Source organism: Saccharopolyspora indica, assembly GCF_027853965.1.
Classification (GTDB): domain Bacteria; phylum Actinomycetota; class Actinomycetes; order Mycobacteriales; family Pseudonocardiaceae; genus Saccharopolyspora; species Saccharopolyspora indica.
In genome coordinates, this window is record NZ_JAQGLB010000002.1 from 716,598 (window position 1) to 738,539 (window position 21,942).

The 21,942-nt window shown below is 71.8% G+C and carries 27 protein-coding genes; 18 read left to right on the plus strand and 9 right to left on the minus strand.

Going from position 1 to position 21,942, the window contains the following annotated elements; translation table 11 throughout:
* Positions 1-82 precede the first annotated feature (82 nt).
* A complete protein-coding gene (locus OU416_RS07315) occupies positions 83-1,702 on the plus strand; it encodes a sensor histidine kinase (protein WP_270926042.1) in 1,620 nt (539 codons plus the stop codon).
* Entirely contained in the window at positions 1,699-2,379 is a 681-nt protein-coding gene (locus OU416_RS07320) for a response regulator (protein ID WP_270926043.1), read from the plus strand. The genes OU416_RS07315 and OU416_RS07320 overlap by 4 nt, the downstream gene beginning before the upstream one ends.
* 90 nt (positions 2,380-2,469) lie before the next feature.
* On the opposite strand, the gene soxR is transcribed toward OU416_RS07320, so the two are convergent.
* Positions 2,470-2,934, minus strand: coding sequence for a redox-sensitive transcriptional activator SoxR (gene soxR / locus OU416_RS07325; protein WP_270926044.1), 465 nt, complete (start codon positions 2,932-2,934; stop codon positions 2,470-2,472).
* Between the two features lie 98 nt (positions 2,935-3,032).
* On the opposite strand from soxR, the gene OU416_RS07330 reads away from it, so the two are divergent.
* The 6 genes from OU416_RS07330 to priA all read left to right on the plus strand — a co-directional run bounded on the left by OU416_RS07330 (position 3,033) and on the right by priA (position 6,748).
* Positions 3,033-3,728, plus strand: a complete 696-nt coding sequence (locus tag OU416_RS07330) for a thiamine pyrophosphate-dependent enzyme (protein ID WP_270926045.1) — start codon at positions 3,033-3,035, stop codon at positions 3,726-3,728.
* A complete protein-coding gene (locus tag OU416_RS07335) occupies positions 3,728-4,651 on the plus strand; it encodes a transketolase family protein (protein WP_270926046.1) in 924 nt (307 codons plus the stop codon). The genes OU416_RS07330 and OU416_RS07335 overlap by 1 nt, the downstream gene beginning before the upstream one ends.
* Positions 4,648-5,040, plus strand: coding sequence for a PPOX class F420-dependent oxidoreductase (locus OU416_RS07340; RefSeq protein ID WP_270926047.1), 393 nt, complete (start codon positions 4,648-4,650; stop codon positions 5,038-5,040). Before OU416_RS07335 ends, OU416_RS07340 begins: the two co-directional genes overlap by 4 nt.
* A 25-nt stretch (positions 5,041-5,065) precedes the next feature.
* On the plus strand, positions 5,066-5,695 hold the full coding sequence (gene hisH / locus OU416_RS07345; RefSeq protein WP_270926048.1) for an imidazole glycerol phosphate synthase subunit HisH: 630 nt from the start codon (positions 5,066-5,068) through the stop codon (positions 5,693-5,695).
* Positions 5,692-5,892 carry a hypothetical protein gene (locus OU416_RS07350; protein WP_270926049.1) on the plus strand — a complete coding sequence of 67 codons (201 nt, stop codon included), beginning with the start codon at positions 5,692-5,694 and terminating at the stop codon, positions 5,890-5,892. The genes hisH and OU416_RS07350 overlap by 4 nt, the downstream gene beginning before the upstream one ends.
* Before the next feature lie 124 nt (positions 5,893-6,016).
* Positions 6,017-6,748 (plus strand): bifunctional 1-(5-phosphoribosyl)-5-((5-phosphoribosylamino)methylideneamino)imidazole-4-carboxamide isomerase/phosphoribosylanthranilate isomerase PriA, encoded by a 732-nt coding sequence (gene priA / locus OU416_RS07355; RefSeq protein WP_270926050.1) that lies wholly within the window; start codon positions 6,017-6,019, stop codon positions 6,746-6,748.
* A 7-nt stretch (positions 6,749-6,755) separates the two neighbouring features.
* Here priA and OU416_RS40190 read toward each other — a convergent pair whose 3' ends face one another.
* Together OU416_RS40190 and OU416_RS40195 are read right to left on the minus strand one after the other, a co-directional pair.
* Positions 6,756-6,866 (minus strand): hypothetical protein, encoded by a 111-nt coding sequence (locus OU416_RS40190; protein WP_333779626.1) that lies wholly within the window; start codon positions 6,864-6,866, stop codon positions 6,756-6,758.
* 47 nt (positions 6,867-6,913) lie between these two features.
* Complete coding sequence (locus tag OU416_RS40195; protein WP_333779624.1) at positions 6,914-7,123, minus strand: helix-turn-helix transcriptional regulator; 210 nt, start codon at positions 7,121-7,123, stop codon at positions 6,914-6,916.
* On the opposite strand from OU416_RS40195, the gene OU416_RS07365 reads away from it, so the two are divergent.
* The 4 genes from OU416_RS07365 to hisI all read left to right on the plus strand — a co-directional run bounded on the left by OU416_RS07365 (position 7,122) and on the right by hisI (position 10,389).
* Positions 7,122-7,547: a DUF2000 domain-containing protein gene (locus OU416_RS07365; protein WP_270926051.1), complete on the plus strand. Its 426-nt coding sequence runs from the start codon at positions 7,122-7,124 to the stop codon at positions 7,545-7,547. The two genes, OU416_RS40195 and OU416_RS07365, sit on opposite strands and share 2 nt — an antisense overlap.
* A 155-nt stretch (positions 7,548-7,702) precedes the next feature.
* A complete protein-coding gene (locus OU416_RS07370; protein WP_270926052.1) occupies positions 7,703-9,163 on the plus strand; it encodes an alpha/beta hydrolase in 1,461 nt (486 codons plus the stop codon).
* A gap of 105 nt (positions 9,164-9,268) precedes the next feature.
* The gene (gene hisF, locus OU416_RS07375; protein WP_270926053.1) at positions 9,269-10,042 is read left to right on the plus strand and encodes an imidazole glycerol phosphate synthase subunit HisF; all 774 of its coding nucleotides are present in this window, start codon (positions 9,269-9,271) and stop codon (positions 10,040-10,042) included.
* On the plus strand, positions 10,039-10,389 hold the full coding sequence (gene hisI, locus OU416_RS07380; protein ID WP_270926054.1) for a phosphoribosyl-AMP cyclohydrolase: 351 nt from the start codon (positions 10,039-10,041) through the stop codon (positions 10,387-10,389). Before hisF ends, hisI begins: the two co-directional genes overlap by 4 nt.
* Before the next feature lie 89 nt (positions 10,390-10,478).
* On the opposite strand, the gene OU416_RS07385 is transcribed toward hisI, so the two are convergent.
* Positions 10,479-11,090, minus strand: coding sequence for a TetR/AcrR family transcriptional regulator (locus OU416_RS07385; RefSeq protein ID WP_270926055.1), 612 nt, complete (start codon positions 11,088-11,090; stop codon positions 10,479-10,481).
* A gap of 89 nt (positions 11,091-11,179) precedes the next feature.
* On the opposite strand from OU416_RS07385, the gene OU416_RS07390 reads away from it, so the two are divergent.
* The 6 genes from OU416_RS07390 (at position 11,180) to lgt (ending at position 17,896) form a co-directional block, all read left to right on the plus strand.
* Complete coding sequence (locus OU416_RS07390; RefSeq protein ID WP_270926056.1) at positions 11,180-12,757, plus strand: anthranilate synthase component I; 1,578 nt, start codon at positions 11,180-11,182, stop codon at positions 12,755-12,757.
* Positions 12,735-13,340, plus strand: a complete 606-nt coding sequence (locus OU416_RS07395) for a Trp biosynthesis-associated membrane protein (RefSeq protein ID WP_270926057.1) — start codon at positions 12,735-12,737, stop codon at positions 13,338-13,340. The genes OU416_RS07390 and OU416_RS07395 overlap by 23 nt, the downstream gene beginning before the upstream one ends.
* 279 nt (positions 13,341-13,619) lie before the next feature.
* Entirely contained in the window at positions 13,620-14,432 is an 813-nt protein-coding gene (gene trpC, locus OU416_RS07400) for an indole-3-glycerol phosphate synthase TrpC (protein ID WP_270926058.1), read from the plus strand.
* 40 nt (positions 14,433-14,472) lie between these two features.
* On the plus strand, positions 14,473-15,741 hold the full coding sequence (gene trpB / locus OU416_RS07405) for a tryptophan synthase subunit beta (RefSeq protein WP_270926059.1): 1,269 nt from the start codon (positions 14,473-14,475) through the stop codon (positions 15,739-15,741).
* On the plus strand, positions 15,738-16,529 hold the full coding sequence (gene trpA, locus OU416_RS07410; RefSeq protein ID WP_270926060.1) for a tryptophan synthase subunit alpha: 792 nt from the start codon (positions 15,738-15,740) through the stop codon (positions 16,527-16,529). Before trpB ends, trpA begins: the two co-directional genes overlap by 4 nt.
* Before the next feature lie 251 nt (positions 16,530-16,780).
* Positions 16,781-17,896 carry a prolipoprotein diacylglyceryl transferase gene (lgt, locus tag OU416_RS07415; protein ID WP_270926061.1) on the plus strand — a complete coding sequence of 372 codons (1,116 nt, stop codon included), beginning with the start codon at positions 16,781-16,783 and terminating at the stop codon, positions 17,894-17,896.
* Between the two features lie 59 nt (positions 17,897-17,955).
* On the opposite strand, the gene OU416_RS07420 is transcribed toward lgt, so the two are convergent.
* The 5 genes from OU416_RS07420 to OU416_RS07440 form a co-directional block, all read right to left on the minus strand.
* Entirely contained in the window at positions 17,956-18,300 is a 345-nt protein-coding gene (locus OU416_RS07420; RefSeq protein WP_270926062.1) for a helix-turn-helix domain-containing protein, read from the minus strand.
* Positions 18,297-18,644 (minus strand): type II toxin-antitoxin system RelE/ParE family toxin, encoded by a 348-nt coding sequence (locus OU416_RS07425; RefSeq protein ID WP_333779625.1) that lies wholly within the window; start codon positions 18,642-18,644, stop codon positions 18,297-18,299. Before OU416_RS07425 ends, OU416_RS07420 begins: the two co-directional genes overlap by 4 nt.
* Before the next feature lie 188 nt (positions 18,645-18,832).
* Positions 18,833-19,606: an ABC transporter ATP-binding protein gene (locus OU416_RS07430; RefSeq protein WP_270926063.1), complete on the minus strand. Its 774-nt coding sequence runs from the start codon at positions 19,604-19,606 to the stop codon at positions 18,833-18,835.
* A gap of 167 nt (positions 19,607-19,773) precedes the next feature.
* Positions 19,774-20,799 carry a FecCD family ABC transporter permease gene (locus OU416_RS07435; RefSeq protein ID WP_270926064.1) on the minus strand — a complete coding sequence of 342 codons (1,026 nt, stop codon included), beginning with the start codon at positions 20,797-20,799 and terminating at the stop codon, positions 19,774-19,776.
* Entirely contained in the window at positions 20,796-21,737 is a 942-nt protein-coding gene (locus tag OU416_RS07440; RefSeq protein WP_270926065.1) for an ABC transporter substrate-binding protein, read from the minus strand. The genes OU416_RS07435 and OU416_RS07440 overlap by 4 nt, the downstream gene beginning before the upstream one ends.
* Positions 21,738-21,942 lie beyond the last annotated feature (205 nt).

The window sequence follows — 21,942 nt, forward strand, 5'->3', positions numbered from 1 at the left end:
TTGCTGAGGTGGCCGGGTTTCCGCAGGTCGCGAGTGGTGTAGCCTCCTGGGGTCCCCGCTCGATTCGTCCACCGGATCCGCCATGCCCCCTGCCGATGCGCGCAACTGGTTCGGCCGCGTCCGGCCGCAGTGGAGCCTGGCCCGCCAGCTGTTCGTGCTGCAGGTCGTGGTGGTGGCCGTCGTGGTGCTCGCCGGCACCGCCCTGGCCTGGTACGACGCGGAGCAGCGCAACGAGGACGCGGCCCGCGACAAGGTGGTGGCGGTGGCCCGCACGCTGGCCGCGCAACCGGACGTCCGGGGGGCCCTGGTCGCGCCGGACCCGACCGCGACCCTGCAGCCGCTGGCCGAACGGGTGCGCGCCGACACCGGGGTCGACTTCATCACGATCATGTCCCCGCGGGGCATCCGCTACACCCACCCCGATCCGGCGCGCATCGGCCAGCCGTTCCTCGGCCACATCGAGCAGGCCGTCGCCGGTCAGGTGTTCACCGAGATCTTCCCCGGCACGCTCGGCTTCTCGGTGCGCGCCGTGGTGCCGGTCCACGACGACGGGCACCGGCTGATCGGCCTGGTCTCCGACGGCATCACCGTGCGCTCGATCTCCCTGGAGCTGGAGAAGCAGGTCAGCGTGCTGGTGCTGGTCGCGGCGGCGGCGCTGCTGGTCGGCGGGCTGCTGACCTACCTGGTCAGCGCCCGGCTGCGCCGCCACACCCACGGCCTGCGGCCCGCGGAGCTCAGCCGCATGTACGAGTACCACGACGCGATCCTGCACGCGGTGCGCGAAGGCCTGCTGCTGATCTCCCCGGCCGGGCGGGTGACGCTGTGCAACGACGGGGCCGGTCTGCTGCTGGGCCTGGACCCGCTGGCCGTCGAAGGCAGCACGGTGGCCGGGCTGGAGCTGCCGGAATCCCTTGTGGACAGTCTTGGCTCGGGGCGGGCGGTGCGCGACGAGGTGCACCTGACGGACGAGCGGGTGCTGCTGGTCAACGCCTCGCAGATCCGCAGCGGCGATCGGGACCTGGGCATCGTGGTCACCCTCCGGGACCACACCGAGCTGCAGGCGCTGAGCGGGGAGCTGGACTCCATGCGCGGGTTCGCCGAATCGCTGCGCTCTCAAGCGCACGAATCGGCCAACCGCCTGCACACCGTGGTGTCGCTGATCGAGCTCGGTCGCGCCGACGAGGCCGTCACCTTCGCCACCGCCGAGCTGGAGCTCGCCCAGCAGCTCACCGACCGCGTCGTCGGCGCGATCGGGGAGCCGGTGCTGGCCGCGGTGCTGCTGGGCAAGAGCGCCGAGGCGGGGGAGCGCGGGGTGGAGGTGGTGCTCACCGACGACACCGAGATCGACGACGTCGACCTGGCGCACATCGACTCGCGGGACCTGGTGACGATCCTCGGCAACCTGATCGACAACGCGGTGGAGGCCGTGGTGGAGCGCCCGCGGCCGCGGGTGGCGGTGACCGTGCGGTCCACTTCGGACGGAGTGCTGATCCGGGTCGCCGACAACGGTCCGGGCGTGAATCCGGAGACCGCGCAGCGGTTGTTCGAACGCGGCTGGTCCACGAAGGACTCCGGCCGCGGGCTCGGGCTCGCGCTGGTCGGGCAGAGCGTGCGACGGCATCGCGGCAGCATCGAGGTGACCAGCGTCGACGGCGCGGTGTTCACCGTGCTGCTGCCCGCCGGATCGGACGTGGCCCGGTGATCTCGGTGCTGGTGGTGGAGGACGACCCGCTGGTCGGCGAGGCGCACGAGACCTACGTCAACCGGATCGACGGGTTCTCGGTGGCCGGGCGGGTCCGCACCGGGCAGGCGGCGCTGCGCTTCGTCGAGCGGACGCCGGTGGACCTGGTGCTGCTGGACCTGCGGCTGCCCGACATGGACGGCCTGCAGGTGGCGCGCGCGCTGCGCACCGCGGGCAGCAGCGCCGACGTCATCGCGGTGACCTCCGCCCGGGAGCTGAAGGTGGTCCGCGCGGCGGTGTCCAGCGGCGTGGTGCAGTACCTGCTGAAACCGTTCACCTTCGCGGCGATGCGGGAGAAGCTGGAGCACTACGCGCGCTTCCGGACGAGCCTCGGCCACGACCGCGAGGTCAGCGGCCAGGCCGAGATCGACCGCGCGTTCTCGACCCTGCGCGGCGTGGACCGCGCGGCCCTCCCGAAGGGCATGGGCGATGAAACGCTCGCCTCGGTCGTCTCGGCGCTGCGCGCGGCCCCGGAAGGAGCCCCGGCGGGCACCGTCGGCGAAGCGGCGGGAGTGTCCCGCGTGACGGCCCGCCGCTACCTGGAATACCTGGTGCACAACGGGATGGCCGAACGCCGCCCGCACTACGGGGGCGTGGGCCGCCCGGAGATGACCTACCGCTGGATCGGCGAAGCCTGAGGCTCGAGCTGGGTCGAGCTGGAGGTTTGGTGGTGGGTGGGGCCGTGAGTGCTTCGGGGCGCTATAGCACCACAAAGCGCTCACGGGTGGTCACCCGATTCCGCGCTCCGAGGTGGGGCGGAGGAGCGGTGCTCCGGGGCCGAACTCGGCGAGCTTGTCGTCCGCGTTGTGCAGGGCGCAGGTGCGCAGCGACAGGCAACCGCAGCCGATGCAGCCGGTCAGGCGGTCGCGGAGGCGCTGCAGGCCGTCGATGCGGGCGTCCAGCTCGTCGCGCCAGCGGCGGGACAGGCGCGCCCAGTCGGCCTTGGTCGGCGCGTGGTCGTCGGGGAGCGTGACGAGCGCTTCGGAGATCTGCTCCAGGCTCAGGCCGACGCGTTGCGCGGAGCGGATGAAGGCCAGGCGGCGCAGCACTCCCCGGTCGTAGCGGCGCTGGTTTCCCGAGGTCCGGGTACTGTTGATCAGCCCGCGGTCCTCGTAGAAGCGCAGCGCGGTCTGCGCGACTCCGCTGCGGTGCGCGACCTCACCGATGGTCAGCAGTTTGGGTAGCTTCGACACGTCCGCCAGGCTAGCTCAAACACTTGGAGCATGGTGGAGGTTTTTTCGGCGAATCGGGGGCTTGACCTCTAGTTCGCTCGAAGTTCCACCCTGGTCGCATGACGATCACGACGACGTACGGCTACGCGGATCTCCGGCCGCTGATGAGCGCCATGACGGGCGACGAGAAGCACGATGTCGCCGCCACCTCCACCCTCGACGTGCTGTGGGTGCTCTACGACCAGGTCCTGTCGGTCGACCCGCAGCGCATCGACGACCCCGACCGCGACCGCTTCCTGCTGTCCAAGGGGCACGGCCCGATGGCCTACTACGCGGTGCTGGCGGCCAAGGGCTTCCTGGACCCCGCCGAGCTGAAGAGATTCGGCGCGTTCGACTCCCGGCTCGGCTTCCACCCCGACCGGATGCTGGTTCCCGGCGTGGAGATCGGCAGCGGTTCCCTCGGGCACGGCCTGCCGCTCGGGCTCGGCGTGGTGCTGGGCCTGCGCGCGCAGGACCGCGACGAGTCGCGGGTGGTCGTGCTGGTGGGCGACGCCGAGCTCGACGAGGGCAGCAACCACGAGGCCATCCAGGTCGCCGGGCGGTGGGGGCTGGGGCAGCTGACCACCGTCGTGGTGGACAACAGCTCCTCCAGCACCGGCTGGCCCGGCGGCATCGCCGACCGCTTCGCCCGCGAGGGCTGGGCCGTGCACACCGTCGACGGCCGCGACCACGACGCGCTCCGCCGCGCCCTCACCGACACCCACCCGGACCGCCCGCTCGCGGTGGTCGCCGAAGTCGAATCCAAGGAGCTGTGATGAGCGCCCCGACCATCGCCACCACCATGCGCGAGCAGTTCGTGCAGACCATCGACAACGCCCTCGACACCGACCCGCGGGTGGCCGTCGTGCTGGCGGAGATCTCCGCCGACCGCTTCGAGGACGCCGCGCGCCGCCACCCGCGCCGGGTGCTCAACGTCGGCATCCGCGAGCAGGCCATGGTCGGCGTCGGCGGTGGGCTGGCGCTGACCGGCCTGCGGCCGGTGGTGCACTCGATCACGCCGTTCGTCGTGGAGCGCCCGTTCGAGCAGCTCAAGCTCGACCTCGGCCACCAGGGCGTCGGCGCCGTCGTGGTCAGCACCGGTGCCTCGTACGACTACCCGACGGCGGGGCGCACGCACATGGCGCCCGGTGACGTCGCGCTGATCGACACGCTGCCCGGCTGGACAGTGCACGTGCCCGGTCACCCGGCCGAGGTGGACGCGCTGCTGCGCTCGGCGCTGCCCGGCGACGAGCCGGTCTACCTGCGGCTCTCCGAGCGGGTCAACGCCGAACCGCTGGTGACCGGCCCGGGCTGGCACACCGTGCGCACCGGCGGCAGGGGCGTGGTGCTGGCCGTTGGCCCGATGCTCGACCCGGTCCTGTCCGCCACCGCCGCGCTCGACGTGACCGTGCTGTACACGGCCACCATCCGCCCGTTCGACGCCGCCGGGCTGCGCGCGGCGGTGCGCGCGGCGACCTCCGACGTGGTGCTGGTCGAGCCGTACCTGCGCGGCACCTCGACGCACGAGATCAACGACGCGCTCGCCGACGTCCCGCACCGGGCCCTGGCGCTGGGCGTCCGCCGCGACCAGGAGCTGCGCGCGTACGGCACGACCGACGAGCACGAGGCCGCGCACGGCCTGAGCCCGACCGCGATCGCCGCGTCGATCCGCGACTTCCTGGACGGAGCCACCCGATGACCTTCACCCCGGCCGAGATCGACTACTTGGAAGGGCAGACCCTGGGACGGCTGTGCACCCTCGGGCCCGGCGGGGAGCCGCAGGCCCGGCCGGTGGGCGTGCACCTGGGCCCGGACGGCACGATCGACGTTCTCGGCTACCGCAACGCCGAATCGCAGAAGTGGCGCAACGTGCTGCGCGATCCGCGCGTGACCTTCGTGGTCGACGACATCGCCTCGCAGACGCCGTGGCGGGTCCGCGGCATCGAGATCCGCGGGGAGGCCGACGCGCTGCTCGGCGTCGGGTCGACCGAAGACGGGATGAGCGGCGACGTGATCCGCATCCGCCCGAAGCGGATCCTCTCGTGGGGAATCGAGACCGAGCGCGCCCAAGCCCGCGACGTGGGGTGACCGCCTGCGCCGGTAGCCTGGGCCCGTGGCACGAGTCGTCATCTTGGACTACGGATCAGGCAACCTCCGCTCCGCCGAACGCGCGCTGCAGCGCGTCGGGGCCGACGTCGAGGTGACCGCCGACCATCGTGCCGCGGTGGAGGCCGACGGCCTGGTGGTTCCCGGCGTCGGGGCGTTCGCGGCCTGCATGCGGGGCCTGCTGGAGGTCGGCGGCGACAAGATCATCGACCACCGGCTGGCCGGCGACCGGCCGGTCTTGGGCATCTGCGTGGGCATGCAGGTGCTCTTCGACCAGGGCGTCGAGCACGGCATGCAGGCCAACGGCTGCGGCCAGTGGCCGGGCACCGTCGAGCGGCTGGAGGCCGACGTCCTGCCGCACATGGGCTGGAACGAGGTCGACGCCCCGGAGGGCAGCGTCCTGTTCGCCGGGATGGAACCGGGCACCCGGTTCTACTTCGTGCACTCCTACGGCGTGCGCCGGTGGGAGCTGGAGCTGTCGGACTCGATCGCGCCGCCGCTGGTGACCTGGGCCGAGCACGGCGAGCGGTTCGTCGCAGCGGTGGAGAACGGCCCGCTGATGGCGACCCAGTTCCACCCGGAGAAGTCCGGCGAGGCAGGCGCCCGGCTGCTGCGCAACTGGCTGGACACCCTGTGACCCGCCGCCACGGGATGCTCAGCCAGCGGGCGATCAAGCTGATCGCCACCGTGCTGGCGTTCGGGATGATCGCCGGCATCGGAGCGCCCTACCTGCTGCAAGCCGGCTTCCCGCTGTGGACGGTGCTGCTGCTGGTGCTGGTCGTGCTGGCGGTGCCGATCGTGGCGGTGCTGTACGCGGAGCGCAGCCGCGGCTGATGGTTCCGTGCCCGTGAGTGCTTTGGGGTGCCATAGCGCCCCGAAACGCTCACGGGGGTGAGCGCCCAGCAGGTGACGGCGGTGCGGTCGTGGCCGGTCGGGGTGGGGACAGTAGGGTTGGGGCGTGAGCTTCACGTTGCTTCCCGCAGTTGACGTTGCCGACGGGCAGGCGGTCCGCCTCGTGCAGGGCGCCGCCGGTTCCGAGACCTCCTACGGCGACCCGTTGGAGGCCGCGCTGGCCTGGCAGCGCGCGGGAGCGGAGTGGATCCACCTGGTGGACCTCGACGCGGCGTTCGGCCGCGGCTCGAACCGCGAGCTGCTGGCCGAGGTGACCGGGAAGCTCGACGTGAAGGTGGAGCTCTCCGGCGGCATCCGCGACGACGCCTCGCTGGAGGCGGCGCTGGCCACCGGCTGCGCGCGGGTCAACCTGGGCACCGCGGCGCTGGAGAACCCGGAGTGGGCGGACCGCGTGGTCGCCGAGTACGGCGAGCGCGTCGCGGTCGGCTTGGACGTGCGGATCACCGAGCAGGGCCACCGGCTGGCCGCCCGCGGCTGGACCAAGGACGGCGGCGACCTCTGGGAGGTGCTGGCGCGGCTGGACGCGGCCGGCTGCCGCCGCTACGTGGTCACCGACGTGAGCAAGGACGGCACCCTGCAGGGTCCGAACACCGAGCTGCTGCGCGAGGTCTGCGCCCGCACCGAGGCACCGGTGATCGCCTCCGGCGGTGTGTCCAGCGTGGACGACCTGGTGGAGCTGTCGAAGCTGGCCCCGCTCGGCCTGGAGGGCTCGATCGTCGGCAAGGCGCTGTACGCGCAGAACTTCACCCTCGAAGAGGCGCTGGCCGCCGTCCGCTGACCTGCCGTCATCGGCGGCGGAATCCGCCTCGGGCGTACCGCCCGGGAGGCGTGCCCAGGACCTTCTTGAAGTGCCGGGTGAGGTGGGACTGGTCGTAGAAACCGGCCGCGACCGCCACCTCGCCGGATGGCCGCCCTTCGAGGAGCAACCGGCGGGCGAGGTCACCTACTGGTGCGGCGCGATGCCGAACGCGGCGCTGAAGGCCCGCACGAGGCGCGCGGGGTGGGCGTGCAGCAGCCGTGCGATCTCCGCCAGCGTGGTGCTCTCCCGGATCCGCGAGTCCAGCAGGTCGTGCGCGATACCGCGGTCATCCGCCACGCCTCCGGCGACGAGCCGGGGGCGCAGGTGCTCGCGCAGGCCGCAACCTCGGGGCATGGGAACCGAGAACGTGCGCTTCGACACCAAGATCGCCGTGCTGCTGCGCGATGACCTCGCGACCTGGCAGCGGCTGAACGTGACCGCCTTCGTCGTCAGCGGGCTCGGCGCGGCGGCACCCGAGCTGATCGGCGAGCCGTACGCCGACGCCGACGGTGTCCGTTACCTGCCGATGTTCCGCCAGCCCGTGCTGGTCTTCGAGGGGACGAAGGAGGTGCTGAGCGCCGCGCACCGCAAGGCGCTCTCCCGCTCGCTGCACACCGCGGTGTTCACCTCGGACCTGTTCAGCACCGGCAACGACCGGGACAACCGGGCTGCCGTGCGGGGGGTGGGCACCGAGCAGCTCGACCTGGTGGGGCTGGCGGTCCACGGGCCGCGCAACGCGGTGGACAAGATCCTCAAAGGCGCGCGGATGCATCCCTGACGGCGGCCGTTCGGCCCAATGACCCTGCCTCCCACCAGGGCGGATGCGGGTCGGCTCGGGGAAAGGCCTGATCCGCTCCGGGGCGCGGATCGCCCACGATCGCGACCGAGATCCGAAATGCGGATCGCGATCGGAGGTCCTCGATGAGACGAGGGATGACGTCCGCCCTCGGAGTGCTGCTGGCCGCCGGTGCGACGCTGGGTGCCACCGTTCCGGTGGCCGCCGCCCCCGCACCCGCGCTCGACTGGCAGCCCTGCCCGGAGAACGCCGAAGTCCAGTGCGCGACCTTGCCGGTGCCGCTGGACTGGGCGAATCCGGATGGCGAGCAGATCGAGGTGGCCGTGGCGCGCCGCCCGGCCACCGACCCGGACCAGCGGATCGGTTCGCTGGTCTTCATGCCCGGTGGCCCGGGCGGCACCGGCGTCGACAGCCTGCTCGCGGGCTCGCCGTTCTCCCCGGAGCTGAGCTCGCGGTTCGACGTCATCAGCTACGACCCGCGCGGCTTCGGGCGCAGCAACCCGCTGCAGTGCGACACCGAACTGGTCCTGGCCGGGCCCGACATCCTGCCCGGCGGGCCGGAGAAGTTCGAGGAGATCAAGCGCTACAACCGGGAGGTCGCCGCGGACTGCCGCGCCCGCACCGGACCGATCATCGACCACATGGACGCGGTCAGCGTCGCCCGCGACATCGACGCGTTCCGGCAGGCGCTCGGCGAGGAGCAGCTCAGCCTCTACGGCATCTCCTACGGCACGCTGGTCGGGCAGATGTACGCGGAGAACTTCCCCGACCGGGTTCGCGCGCTCGTCCTCGACAGCGTCATGGACCACAGCCTCAGCGCCGGCGAATTCCTGGTCACCGAGGCGGAGACGGCCGAGGACTCCTTCACCGAGTTCGCCGAGTGGTGCGCGGAGAACACGCAGTGCGCGCTGAACGGCGAGGACGTCGGCGCGGTCTACGACGAGCTCTACAAGCGGGCCGAGGCGGGAGAACTGCACGCGCCGGGCGATCCCAGCACACCGATCGGTCCGGTGCAGCTGAGCAGCAGCACCCTCGGTGCCTTCTACGGGCCGAACTGGCAGCGCCTGGCGGACCAGCTCAAGGCGTTGCGCGACGACCAGCCCGCACCGACCGCGCTGGTGCTGCCCGAGACCATCCCGCACAACGTCGCCGCGTTCTGCGGCGACTGGAACATCGACATCGACTCCGCCGAGCAGTACGCGCAGGAGTGGCAGCGGCAGAACGAAGCCGCGCCGCACATGCGGTTCGGCCTGGGCGGCGGAGTCGCGTGGGGCTGCATCGACTGGCCCTCGCCGGTCCAGAACCCGCAGCACGTGCCGCAGATCCGCACCGAAGCCCCGATCCTGGTCCTCAACGCCCAGCACGACCCGGCCACCGGGTACAACTGGGCGACCAATGTGGACCGCCACGTCGAGCAGGCCACGCTGCTGACCTACGACGGCTGGGGCCACGGCGTCTACGGCCGCAGCGAGTGCACCACCTCGGCCGCGGACCGGTACTTCGCCGACGGCGTCGTGCCGCCGGAGGGCACGCACTGCGCCGCGGTCCCGCCCGAGGACAACCCGGCCGTCCGGCCCACGATCGGCTGGGGCGGGTGATGGTCAATTTCGTACGAAATTGACGTCCACTGAGGCGGGAGTGGCGGTTTCGCGCGAAATCGCCCCGTGCACCGCGCCGCGCGGCCGTGTCTCTACCCTGGTGGCATGGCCGTTGCGGTGCGTGTGATCCCCTGCTTGGACGTCGATCAGGGGCGGGTCGTCAAAGGTGTCAACTTCACCGACCTCCGGGATGCGGGCGACCCCGTCGAGCTCGCCAGGGCCTACGACGCGGAGGGCGCCGACGAGCTGACCTTCCTGGACGTCACGGCCTCCTCCGGCAACCGGGAGACCACCTTCGACGTGGTCGGCCGCACCGCCGAGCAGGTGTTCATCCCGCTGACCGTCGGCGGCGGCGTGCGCAGCACCGAGGACATCAACCGGCTGCTGCGCGCCGGGGCGGACAAGGTCAGCCTCAACACCGCGGCGATCGCCCGGCCCGAGCTGCTCAGCGAGGCCTCGCAGCGCTTCGGCGCCCAGTGCGTGGTGCTGTCGGTCGACGCGCGCCGGGTGCCCGAGGGCGGGCAGCCCACGGCATCCGGCTACGAGGTCACCACGCACGGCGGTCGGCGCGGCACCGGGATCTGCGCGGTCGAGTGGGCGGCCAGGGGCCAGCAGCTCGGCGTCGGCGAGATCCTGCTGAACTCGATGGACGCCGACGGCACCAAGGCCGGTTTCGACCTGGAGATGATCCGCGCGGTGCGGGCCGTCGTGGACGTGCCGCTGATCGCCAGCGGCGGTGCCGGAGCGGTGGAGCACTTCGCCCCGGCGGTGCGCGCGGGCGCGGACGCGGTGCTCGCGGCCAGCGTGTTCCACTTCGGACAGCTGAAGATCAGCGATGTCAAGAACGCCATGCGGGCGGAAGGGATCACGGTGCGATGAGCGGTCTGGACCCGGCGATCGCGGCTCGCCTCAAGCGCAACGCCGACGGGCTGGTCGCCGCGATCGCGCAGCAGCGCGGCACCGGCGAGGTGCTGATGATGGCGTGGATGGACGACGAGGCGCTGCACCGCACCCTCATCACCCGCCGCGCCACCTACTTCTCCCGCAGCCGCCAGCAGTACTGGGTCAAGGGCGAGACCTCGGGCCACACCCAGCAGGTCCACGAGGTCCGCCTGGACTGCGACGGGGACACGATCCTGCTGGTCGTGGACCAGGAAGGGGCGGCCTGCCACACCGGCGACCGCACCTGCTTCGACGCGGACGTCCTGCTGTCGGCCGAGCGCTGACACCCGGACCAGGTGATTTCAGTGGAACGTCCGATTTCCGTTGAAATCGCGTCCTGCCCGCCGCCGACGGAGCTGTCCACCGGGTCGGCTCAGTCGAGGGCTCCGGTGAGGTAGCGCTGGAGGTTGGGGCCGATCGCGGCCACCACCGTGTCGTGGTCGGCTGAGGCCAGGGGCTCCAGGCGGACCACGTAGCGGGCCATGCCCAGGCCGACGATCTGCGATCCGCACAGCGCGCCGCGCAGGTCCGGCTGGTCCACGCCGAGCGCCTTGATCAGCTTCTCGAACATCACGTTCTGGATGAACTCCCGGAGCATCGCCACCGCGTTCTCATTGGTCGCGATGCTGCGCACCAGCGCCGCGAACTGGCCGCCCTCGGCGTTGTCCCACACCGTCAGGAACCGCCGCAGCAGCCGCTCGGCCAGCTGATCCCGGTCCCCGGCCAGCAGCTGCGGCACCACCTCCGCCGGGTTCACCGGGATGTGCACCGCCGCGGAGAACAGCCCCGCCTTGCCGCCGAACCAGTGGTTGACCATCGCCGGGTCGACCCCGGCCTGCGCCGCGATGGCGCGGACGGTGGCGGCGTCGTAGCCCTGCTCGGTGAACACCTCGCGCGCCGCCGCCAGCAACGCGGCCTTGGTGTCCGCACCGCTGCGCCGCCGTCCGCGCCGCTTCGGTTCGGTGCCGTTCGTTCCACTGCTCACCCGCTCATCCTGGCCGCTGCGGCGGTGCGGGGGCAAAGCGGTGCGGAGGGCGCGCGCGAGCCGGAACGGGTGCGCGGCACAATGACGGCATGGTCGGCGACGGTGATATCGGCTCAATCAGTCCCGGACGCGAGGAGTTCCGCGCCCTCGCCGCGGACCGCCGGGTGATCCCGGTGGTGCGGCGGCTGCTCGCGGACGACGAGACCCCGCTCGGGGTGTACCGCAAGCTCGCCGGGAACCGCCCCGGGACGTTCCTGTTCGAATCCGCCGAGAACGGGCGCTCCTGGTCGCGATGGTCCTTCGTCGGTGCCCGCAGCGCCGCCGCGCTGACCGTCCGCGACGGCGAGGCGCACTGGACCGGCACCCCGCCCACCGGCCTGCCCCAGGGCGGCGACCCGCTGCAGGCGCTGCGCGAGACGGTCCGGCTGCTGCAGACCGATCCGCTGCCCGGCCTGCCGCCGCTGACCGGTGGCATGGTCGGCTACCTCGGCTACGACGCGGTGCGCCGCCTGGAGCGGCTGCCCGAGCTCACCGAGGACGACCTGCGGATCCCCGAGCTGGTGATGCTGCTGGCCACCGACCTGGCCGCGCTGGACCACCACGAGGGCACCATCACCCTGATCGCCAACGCGGTGAACTGGGACGACAGCCCGGAGCGCGTCGACGCCGCCTACGACGACGCGGTGCGCAGGCTCGATGAGATGACCGAGCAGCTGTGCACGCCGTCGGCGCCCACGGTGGCGGCCTTCTCCCGGCCGAACCCGCAGTTCGTCCGCCGCCGCGAGCCCGAGGAGCACTACGCGGCGGTGGAGAAGGCGAAGGAGGCGATCCGCGCCGGCGAGGCGTTCCAGGTCGTGGTCTCCCAGCGCTTCGAGATGTCCACCAGCGCCGACGCGCTGGACATCTACCGCGTCCTGCGCACCACCAACCCCAGCCCGTACATGTACCTGCTGCGGCTGGAGGCACCCGACGGCGGTACTCCGTTCGACATCGTCGGCTCCAGCCCGGAGTCGCTGGTGACGGTGCGCGACGGCCAGGCCACCACGCACCCGATCGCCGGGACCCGCTGGCGCGGCGCCGACGAGGACGAGGACTCGCTGCTGGAGAAGGAGCTGCTCAACGACGACAAGGAGCGCGCCGAGCACCTGATGCTCGTCGACCTCGGCCGCAACGACCTGGGCCGGGTCTGCAAGCCGGGTTCGGTGCACGTCGTCGACTTCTTCCGCATCGAGCGCTACAGCCACGTCATGCACATCGTGTCGACCGTGACCGGGCAGCTGGCCGACGACAAGACGGCCTTCGACGCGATCGCCGCCTGCTTCCCGGCGGGCACCCTCTCCGGTGCGCCCAAGCCGCGCGCGCTGGAGCTGATCGAGGAGCTGGAGCCCACGCGGCGCGCCCAGTACGGCGGCGTGGTCGGCTACCTGGACTTCGCGGGCGACGCCGATACCGCGATCGCGATCCGCACCGCGCTGGTCCGCGACGGCAAGGCCTACGTGCAGGCGGGCGGCGGGATCGTGGCCGACTCGGACCCGGTCGCGGAGGACCAGGAGTGCCTGAACAAGGCGCGCGCGGTGCTCAACGCGGTCGCGACGGCGGAGACGCTGGCCCGTCCGGGCGGCGAGCAGGTGACGGAGGAGCGGGTTGACCACCGAGCCGGGATCTGAACCGAGCCGGTCCAGGGGACTGCTGTGGCTGGTCGTGCTGCTGGCGCTGGCCGCGGCCGGGGCGTTGTGGGGTGCCAGCGGCCTGACCTGGGCCGAACAGCTGTTCCGCGGCTCGTTCGGCAACGAGGTCCTGGTCGGGCTGACGGGCGCGGACCTGCGCCCGGAGCTGGTGCCGATGGCGTTGGCGTCGCTGGCCGCGGTGGCGGCGGTGCTCGCCACCGGAGGCTGGCTGCGGCGCGTGGTGGGCGTGCTGGTGCTCGTCGCGGGTGCTGCGCTGGCCTGGCGGTCGGTGCAGGCCTTCACCGGCGGTCTGGCGGTGCGGAGCGCGCCGTCGGCGCCGCCGGGCAGCGCTCCGGTCGGTGAGGTCGCCGCGCAGCCCTACGGGCCGCTGCTGGTGCTGACCGCCGCGGTGCTGCTGGTCGTGGCCGGGGCGTTGGTGCTGCTCCGGGCCGGGCGGATGCCTGCGATGGGTGCCAAGTACTCGGCGCCCGGGACGGCGAAGCGGAAATCCCACGATCCGGACCGGCAGATGTGGCAGGACCTGGACGCCGGTCGCGATCCGACCGACGACCAGGATCGCTGAATTTATTTCAAGTTTCCCCGTGATGTCGGAAAACGCAGTTCGGCACGGTTCCGAACACCCGCACCGGCCGCGCGCAAGGGCCGAAGGTCCTTGCTGCGCTGGGACGTTCCGGACACCCCTTGATGGGCCGGGGCCCGGGCGAGGTTTAGCATCGGCCATGCGACGGCACGGCGGGAAGGGGAGTGTCGTGATCGAGCGCAATGAGTTCATCTGCGCATCCAGCTCGTGGTTGAGGGACTTGCGGGTAGCTGTTCGGGGCAGGGCCGGCGAGGTGTTCGCGTGACCGTTCTGGAATCCATCATCGAAGGCGTTCGCGAGGATCTTGCAGTTCGCGAATCCGCGATTCCGTTCGACGAGATCAAGCAGCTGTCCGCGGCGGCGACGCCGCCGCACGACGTGCTCGCGGCGCTGAAGGCGCCGGGCGTGGGCGTCATCGCGGAGGTCAAGCGGCGCAGCCCGTCCAAGGGCGAGCTGGCCGAGATCGGTGAGCCGGCCGAGCTGGCCGCCGACTACGCCGACGCCGGGGCGCGGGTGATCAGCGTCCTCACCGAGGGACGCCGGTTCGGCGGATCGCTGGCCGACTTCGACGCGGTGCGCGCGCGGGTCGTCGGCACGCCGCTGCTGCGCAAGGACTTCATCGTCAGCCCGTACCAGGTGCACGAGGCCCGCGCGCACGGCGCGGACATGGTGCTGCTGATCGTCGCGGCCCTGGAGCAGAACGCGCTGGAAGCGCTGCTGGACCGGGTCGAGTCGCTGGGCATGACGGCGCTGGTCGAGGTGCACACCGCGGAGGAGGCCGACCGCGCGCTGGAGGCCGGCGCGAAAGTGATTGGCATCAACGCCCGCAACCTGCATACGCTCGAGGTCGACCGCGACGTGTTCGGCCGGATCGCGCCGGGTCTGCCGCAGCACATCCTCAAGATCGCCGAGTCCGGAGTTCGCGGGCCCAGCGACCTGATGGCCTACGCGGGCTCGGGTGCGGACGCGGTGCTGGTGGGCGAAGGCCTGGTGACCAGCGATAATCCCAAGACGGCCGTCACCCAGCTGGTGACCGCCGGGTCGCACCCCGCATGCCCGCGGCCGAGCCGGTGACCGGGCGGCGCGGGGTCGGCGAGGCACAGGAGGTAGGGCAATGACCGTGGGGGCGGACACCGCGCGCGCACACCGCCAGGGCAAGGCCGTGCCGGAAGGGCACGACCCTGACGAGCGCGGGCACTTCGGGGAGTACGGCGGCCGGTTCATGCCGGAGGCGCTGATCGCGGCGCAGGACGAGCTGGCCGCCGAGTACGCCAAGGCGCAGCAGGACCCGGAGTACCTCGCCGAGCTCGACGACCTGCTGCGCAACTACGCGGGGCGCCCGTCGCTGCTGACCGAGGCCAAGCGCTTCGCCGAGCACGCGGGCGGCGCGCGGATCCTGCTCAAGCGGGAGGACCTCAACCACACCGGCTCGCACAAGATCAACAACGTGCTGGGTCAGGCGCTGCTGGTCAAGCGGATGGGCAAGCGCCGGGTCATCGCCGAGACCGGCGCCGGGCAGCACGGCGTGGCCACCGCCACCGCCTGCGCGCTGCTCGGCCTCGAGTGCGTGATCTACATGGGCAAGGTCGACACCGAGCGGCAGGCCCTCAACGTGGCGCGGATGCGGCTGTTGGGCGCGGAGGTCATCCCGGTCAGCAACGGCTCGGCGACGCTCAAGGACGCGATCAACGAGGCGCTGCGGGACTGGGTCGCCAACGTCGACCACACCCACTACCTGCTGGGCACCGCCGCGGGCGCGCACCCGTTCCCGATGATGGTCCGCAACTTCCACCGGATCATCGGCGACGAGGCCCGCGAGCAGGCGCTGGCGATGACCGGCAGGCTGCCCGACGCGGTCGTCGCCTGCGTCGGCGGCGGTTCCAACGCGATCGGCATCTTCCACGGCTTCATCGACGACGCAGGCGTGCGGCTGGTCGGGTTCGAACCGGCCGGGCACGGCATCGACTCCGGCGAGCACGGCGCGACCCTCGGCGAGGGCACGCCCGGCACGCTGCACGGCGCCCGCTCCTACCTGCTGCAGGACGACGACGGGCAGGTCGTCGAGGCCTACTCGATCTCCGCCGGGCTGGACTACCCGGGCGTCGGGCCGGAGCACTCGTACCTGAAGGACACCGGCCGCGCCGAGTACCGGTCGGTGACCGACGACGAGGCCATGCAGGCGTTCAAGCTGCTCTCGCGCACCGAGGGCATCATCCCGGCGATCGAGTCCGCGCACGCGCTGGCCGGGGCGCTGGAGCTCGGCAAGGAGCTCGGACCGGAGGCGATCATCGTGGTCAGCCTCTCCGGGCGCGGCGACAAGGACATGGACACCGCGGCGAAGTACTTCGGGCTCGTCGACGAGGCTCAGGAGGATGCGCGGTGAGCCTGCGCGAGGTTTTCCAGACCTGCCGGGAGGAGCAGCGCGCCGCGCTGATCGGCTACCTGCCCGCCGGGTTCCCGACGGTGGCGGAGTCCAAGGAGCTCTTCGGCGCGATGCTGACCGGCGACGGCTCGGCGGGCTGCGACATCGTCGAGGTCGGCATCCCGTTCTCCGACCCGGTGATGGACGGTCCCACCGTCCAGGCGGCCAGTGACAAGGCGCTGCGCGCGGGCTTCCGGCTGCGCGACACCTTCGACGTGGTCTCCTCGATCGCCGAGGCGGGCGGGCGCGCGGTGGTGATGACCTACTGGAACCCCGTGCACCACTACGGCGTGAACGCCTTCGCCCGCGACCTCAAGGCCGCGGGCGGGCTCGGCGTGATCACCCCGGACCTGATCCCGGACGAGGGCGAGGACTGGATCGCCGCCACCGACGAGCACGGCCTGGACCGGATCTTCCTGGTCGCCCCGTCCTCCACCGAGGAGCGGCTGGCCCTGACGGCGAAGGCCACCAGCGGATTCGTCTACGCGGCATCGGTGATGGGCGTGACCGGCGCCCGCTCGAGCGTCGGCTCGGCGGCTGCGGGCCTGGTCCAGCGCACCCGCGCGCACACGGACCTGCCGATCGGCGTCGGCCTCGGCGTGCGCTCCGGCGAGCAAGCGGCCGAGATCGCTGCCTACGCGGACGGCGTGATCGTCGGATCGGCCTTCGTGACCGCCGCTGAGCAGGGCGGCGTCGCCGGAGTCCGCGACCTCACCGCGGAACTCGCCCGAGGCGTCCGCAGCCGCTGAAGTGTGGCGTCACCCGGGGCGGTGTCAATTTCGCACGAAATTGACGTTCACCCGGGTGACGGTCAATTTCGTACGAAATTGACACCCCGCCGCCGGTCGGGAGCCGCGGACCGCGCAGGACTCCGCGAGTAGGCCGATCGGGTGTGCGCGTTGGGCCGTCCGCTGCATCTGGCGGGCGAGTGCTCGGTTCTCCGCTGGTGCACACCGGGGGCCGCGCGTTCCGCGCCGGGGCGACCGATACCGTTAGCCCCGTGAGTGCCCCGGTTGCCGCCACGGCGAATTCGTTCTTGGCCACCATCCCGAGCCCGTCGCAAGGGGTTTGGTACATCGGCCCGATTCCGCTGCGCGCGTACGCGCTGTGCATCATCGCGGGCATCGTCGCCGCGGTCTGGATCGGCAGCCGCCGCTGGGTGGCGCGCGGTGGCGCCGAAGGCACGGTCATCGACATCGCGGTCTTCGCGGTGCCGTTCGGCCTGATCGGCGGCCGTCTTTACCACGTGGCCACGGACTGGCACAAGTACTTCGGCCCGGACCGCAACCCGCTGGACGCGCTCAAGGTCTGGGAAGGTGGCCTGGGCATCTGGGGCGCCGTCGCACTCGGCGCCGTGGGCGCCTGGATCGGCTGCCGCCGCCGGGGCGTCCCGCTGGCCGCGTTCGCCGACGCCGTCGCGCCCGGCATCATCCTGGCGCAGGCCATCGGCCGCCTCGGCAACTGGTTCAACCAGGAGCTCTACGGCGCCGCGACGACCGTGCCGTGGGGCCTGGAGATCTACCGGCGCGTCGACCCGGCCACCGGCCTCAACGACCCCATCGGCGGCGTGGCGCTGGACCACACCCCGATCACCGTCGTGCACCCGACGTTCCTCTACGAGCTGCTGTGGAACCTGCTGGTCTTCGGCCTGATCATCTGGGCCGACCGCAAGTTCCGGATGGGCCGCGGCCGGGTGTTCGCGCTCTACGTCGCGGGCTACACCCTCGGCCGACTGTGGATCGAGATGATGCGCACCGACGAGGCCACCCTCGTCATGGGCATCCGAATCAACGTCTTCACCTCCCTGATCGTCTTCGCCGGTGCGGTGCTCTACCTGGTGCTGGTGCGCGGCAAGCGCGAGGACCCCGAGCTGCTGAAGGGCAAGCCGGAGCACGGCGAAGCCCCGGCGGAGCCGGTGGAGCCCGCCGAGCCGGAGGCGAAGGCTGAGCCGGAGGCGAAAGCCGACGCGGCGGAGCCGGATGAGCCGAAGGCGGACGAGCCGGAGGCGAAGGAGCCTGAGGCGACCGAGCCGAAGGCGGCCGAGGCGAAAGCCGAGGACGCCGAAGGCGATTCGCAGGCTCGCAGCGCCGGAGGCGCGAAGAGCGAGAAGGACTGAGCATCGGGCCGCGCTGAGTGCGCGGCCCGTCTCGTTCTGCCGCTCTGCGCGGCCGGGCGCTACCGGGAGCCGAAGGCGACCGCGCTGCTCCCGGTGTCCCTGGGTTCGGTGTCGTCGTTCGGCGACGCGACCAACTCCAAGCGGACGTCGACGGCCTGCCCGAGGCGGTCCAGCAGGTCGATCGTCGGCATGCTGCCGCCGCTCTCCCACCGGGCCACCGAGGACTGCGTCGTGCCCATCCGGCGCGCGAGCTCGGTCTGCGTGAGCCCGGCCTGCGTGCGCAGCCCGTACACCAGGCGCGCCAGCGAGAACGCCAGCGATGCCTCCGCGTACGACTCGTCGTACTCCTCCCGATCGGTGATCGGATTCTCGCGCCGAATCTGATCGAGCTTCTTCCAGGTCATCTCGAATCCCTCCGCTTGTACTTCATGACCGAGTGGGCGCGCGCGACTTCGCGCCGTTCGTTCGGGCGTTGCTTCCGGAACGTCGTCAGAACGATCGCCAGACGATCCGGGTCGGGGAAGTAGGCCACCCGGCGATCGACTCCTTCGCAGTGGAACCTGAGTTCGCGCAGGCCACCTCCGAGATGCTTGCTGTGCGGCATGCGGAGAAGTGGGCCGAACTCCGCGAGCAGGTCGAACATGCGATCCGCTGTGGCTCGGTCCCGGGTCTTCAAGCTCCTGTACCAGTGCTCGACTTCTGGCGATAGCACGAGCGTCCATCGTTCACCTCCGGTTTCGTGGGGCACGAGTCGATAATAGCGTCGACGCGATATCGCGTCGACGCTATTATCCGGGCATGGTCAGTTCGAGTGACGGGGAGAACGTCGTGGACGGTGCAACCGGGTTTACCGGTCAGGAGGTCGAAGACCGATTGGAGGTGCTGGCTGGCCTTCCGCCGATCGATCGGGAAGCCGCGTGGCGACGAGAGCCGTCGTCAGCCCCGGATCGGGGCGATGACGGGTGAGCCGTCGGGGGTGTGGAGGACCGTGACCCGGGCCGTGTAGCGCTTCTCGAGGACTTCCGGCGTGAGGACTTCGGCGGGGGTGCCCTCGGCGGCCGCGCGGCCCGTGTCCAGCAGGAGCAGGCGTTCTGCGTACTGGGCCGCCAGGGTCAGGTCGTGCAGCGTCATGACGACCGTGGTGCCCAGCTCCCGGCGGAGTTCGTCGATCAGGTCGAGCAGGGCCTGCGCGTGTCCGACGTCCAGGCCGGTGGTCGGCTCGTCGAGCAGCAGCACGCCCGCGCGCTGGGCCAGGGCTCGGGCCAGCACCGCGCGCTGGCGCTCGCCGCCGGAGAGCGTGGCCAGGTGGCGATCCGCGAGCCGAGCCAGGTCGAGGCGGTCCAGCAGGGAGCGCACCACGTCCAGATCGCTCGCGCCCTCGCGGCCCAGCGGGCCGAGGTGCGGAGTGCGGCCGAGGAGCACGTAGTCGGTGACGGTCAGGCCGATCGGCAGCTGCGGGATCTGCGGCGCGTAGCCGATCGCGCGGGCCCGTTCGCGGCGGCGCAGCTCGGCCAGCGGGCGGCCGTCGACCAGCACCGCACCCTTGTGGTGCACGAGCCCGGCGATCGCCTTCAACAGGGTCGACTTGCCGGAACCGTTCGGCCCGATGATGCCCAGCCAGCCCCCGGTGTCCACAGTGGCCGAAATCCCGGAGACCACCGTGGCGCGCCGGTAGCCCGCCGACAGCTCGCGCACCTCCAGCTGACTCATGCCAGTCCCGCCTCCTAGTCCCGTGCCTGCGTCAACACGCGTCAACCTGCGTCCTGCTCAACCGCACCTCAGGGGAACGTGACGCAACCCAGCCACAAGAAACCCCGAAAACGTAAGATCAACAGCAAGCGCAACCGCCACTGTGAATCGCGGGGAGGCGGGACTGCTCATGTGCGCCTCCTGTGGAGCAGCACGGCGAAGAACGGGGCTCCGGTGAATGCCGTGATCACGCCGATCGGGATCTCCGCGGGAGCCAGCAGGGTGCGGGCCAGCATGTCCGCCAGCACCAGGAACACGCCGCCGAACAGCAGCGACATCGGCACGATGATCCGGAAGCTGCCGCCCATCGCCAACCGCACCAGGTGCGGCACGACCAGGCCGACGAAGCCGATCAGGCCCGCCGCGGACACCGCCGCCGCGGTGGCCAGCGAAGCCGCCACCAGCACCAGGAGCCGCACCCGCCCCGGGTGCACCCCGAGCGCGGTGGCCTCCTCGTCGCCGGTGCCCAGCAGGTCCAGCAGCCGCGCGCAGACGCACAGCACGACCGCCGAGACCACCAGGTACGGCAGCACGATCAGCACTTCGCGCCAGCCCGTGGTGGACAGCCGCCCGAGGATCCACATGTAGACCTGCTGCAGCGAGTCCACCCGCAGCTGCTGCACGAAGGTCTGCCCGGCGGTGAGGAACGCCCCGACGGCGACCCCGGCCAGCACCAGCGTCGCGGTCTCCCGGCCCGCCGAACGCCCGACCAGCCAGGTCAGGCCGACTCCGCCGAGCGCCCCGGCGAAGGCCGCGGCCTGCACCGGGACGGACAGCGCGCCCTGCGGTGCGCCGGTGATCACCAGCGTCACCGCGAAGCCGGCGCCGGCCGCCGCGCCCAGCAGGTACGGGTCGGCCAGCGGGTTGCGGAACACGCCCTGGAACGCCGCGCCGGACACCGCCAGCGCGCCACCCACCAGCACCGCGAGCACCACCCTGGGCACCCGCAGGTGCCAGAGGATGGCCGCTTCGCGCTCCGACAGCGGCGAGACGCCGCCGGTGAGCTGCGCGATGATCTCGGCGAACACCCGCTGCCAGCCGAGCTCGGCCGCGCCGAGCAGCACCGACAGCAGGACGCTGGCCACCAGCGCCGCGACCCCGAGCACCAGGTGCCTGGGCCGCAGCTTGGTCTGCGCCAGGTGTGCGCTCGTCACCCCTGCTGCGCCTTGGCGACCCCATCGGCGATGGAGCGCACCATGTCGACCACTCGCGGTCCCCACCGGCTGGCGATGTCGTCGTCGAGCTCGAAGACGTGCTGCGCGCGCACCGCGTCCAGGGTGTTCCAGCCCGGCCGCGCGGCGACCGCGGCGGTGGTGACCTGGCAGCACTTGACGTCCGACAGGAAGATCAGCTTCGGGTTGGCCTGCAGGATGTGCTCCTCGGACAGCTGCGGGAAGTCGCCGCCCGCCGGGTCGGCGACGTTCTGCAGGCCGAACAGGCTGTAGACGTTGCCGACGAAGCTGGTCGAAGTCGCGGTGTAGTAGTCCGGGCTGACCTCGTGGTAGTAGGTCAGCGGCTCCGGCGACTTCGGGGTGTCGCGCACGATCTCGTCGATCTCGGCGCGCATCCTGGTCACCAGCTCGGCGGCCTGCTGGGTGTGCCCGGTGGCCTGGCCCAGCACCTCGATCTGCCGGTAGGCCTCGTCCAGGTTCGCCGCCGCCGGGGTGAGCAGGGTCGGCACGTTGGCGGTCTTGAGGCCCTGGGCCAGCTGGTCGGAGCTGTCCGGCGCGATGACCAGGTCGGGGTTGTGCCCGCCGACGGCCGCGGCGTCCGCGTTGAACGCGGAGAGGTCGCTGCGCGGCGCCTGGGCCGGGAAGTTGGAGAACTGGTCGACCGCGATGACCTGGTCCCCGGCGCCGATGGCGTAGAGGGTCTCGGTGGCCGTCGGCGAGAGCGAGATGATCCGCTTCGGCTGCTGCGGCAGGGTCACCGGATCCTGGCCGGGCAGCTGCACCTTGACCGGGAACGCCGAAGCCGGGTCGTCGGCCGGGGCCGTGGTCTGGGAATGAGGTCGGGTGGCGCAGGCCGTGACCCCGACGAGCAGGGCCAGCGCGGCGAGCAGCAGGGTGGCGAGTCGGCGGAGCCGGGTCATGTCTTCCCTACGTTTCGGCCGGTGCACGAGGGCGCGGCCGGGGAAGCCGACACCGCACCCCTGCACCGGGAGTGGCGGACATCGACACCACGCGCAAGGCGACCTGGCTCGTGCCCGGTGGCGCACCGGGCCATCGCAGTTGCGGCACAGCACCGGGTTCGCACCGGTTTCGCTTGGCGCTGGCGTCCCGCGAGCACCCGTGGCC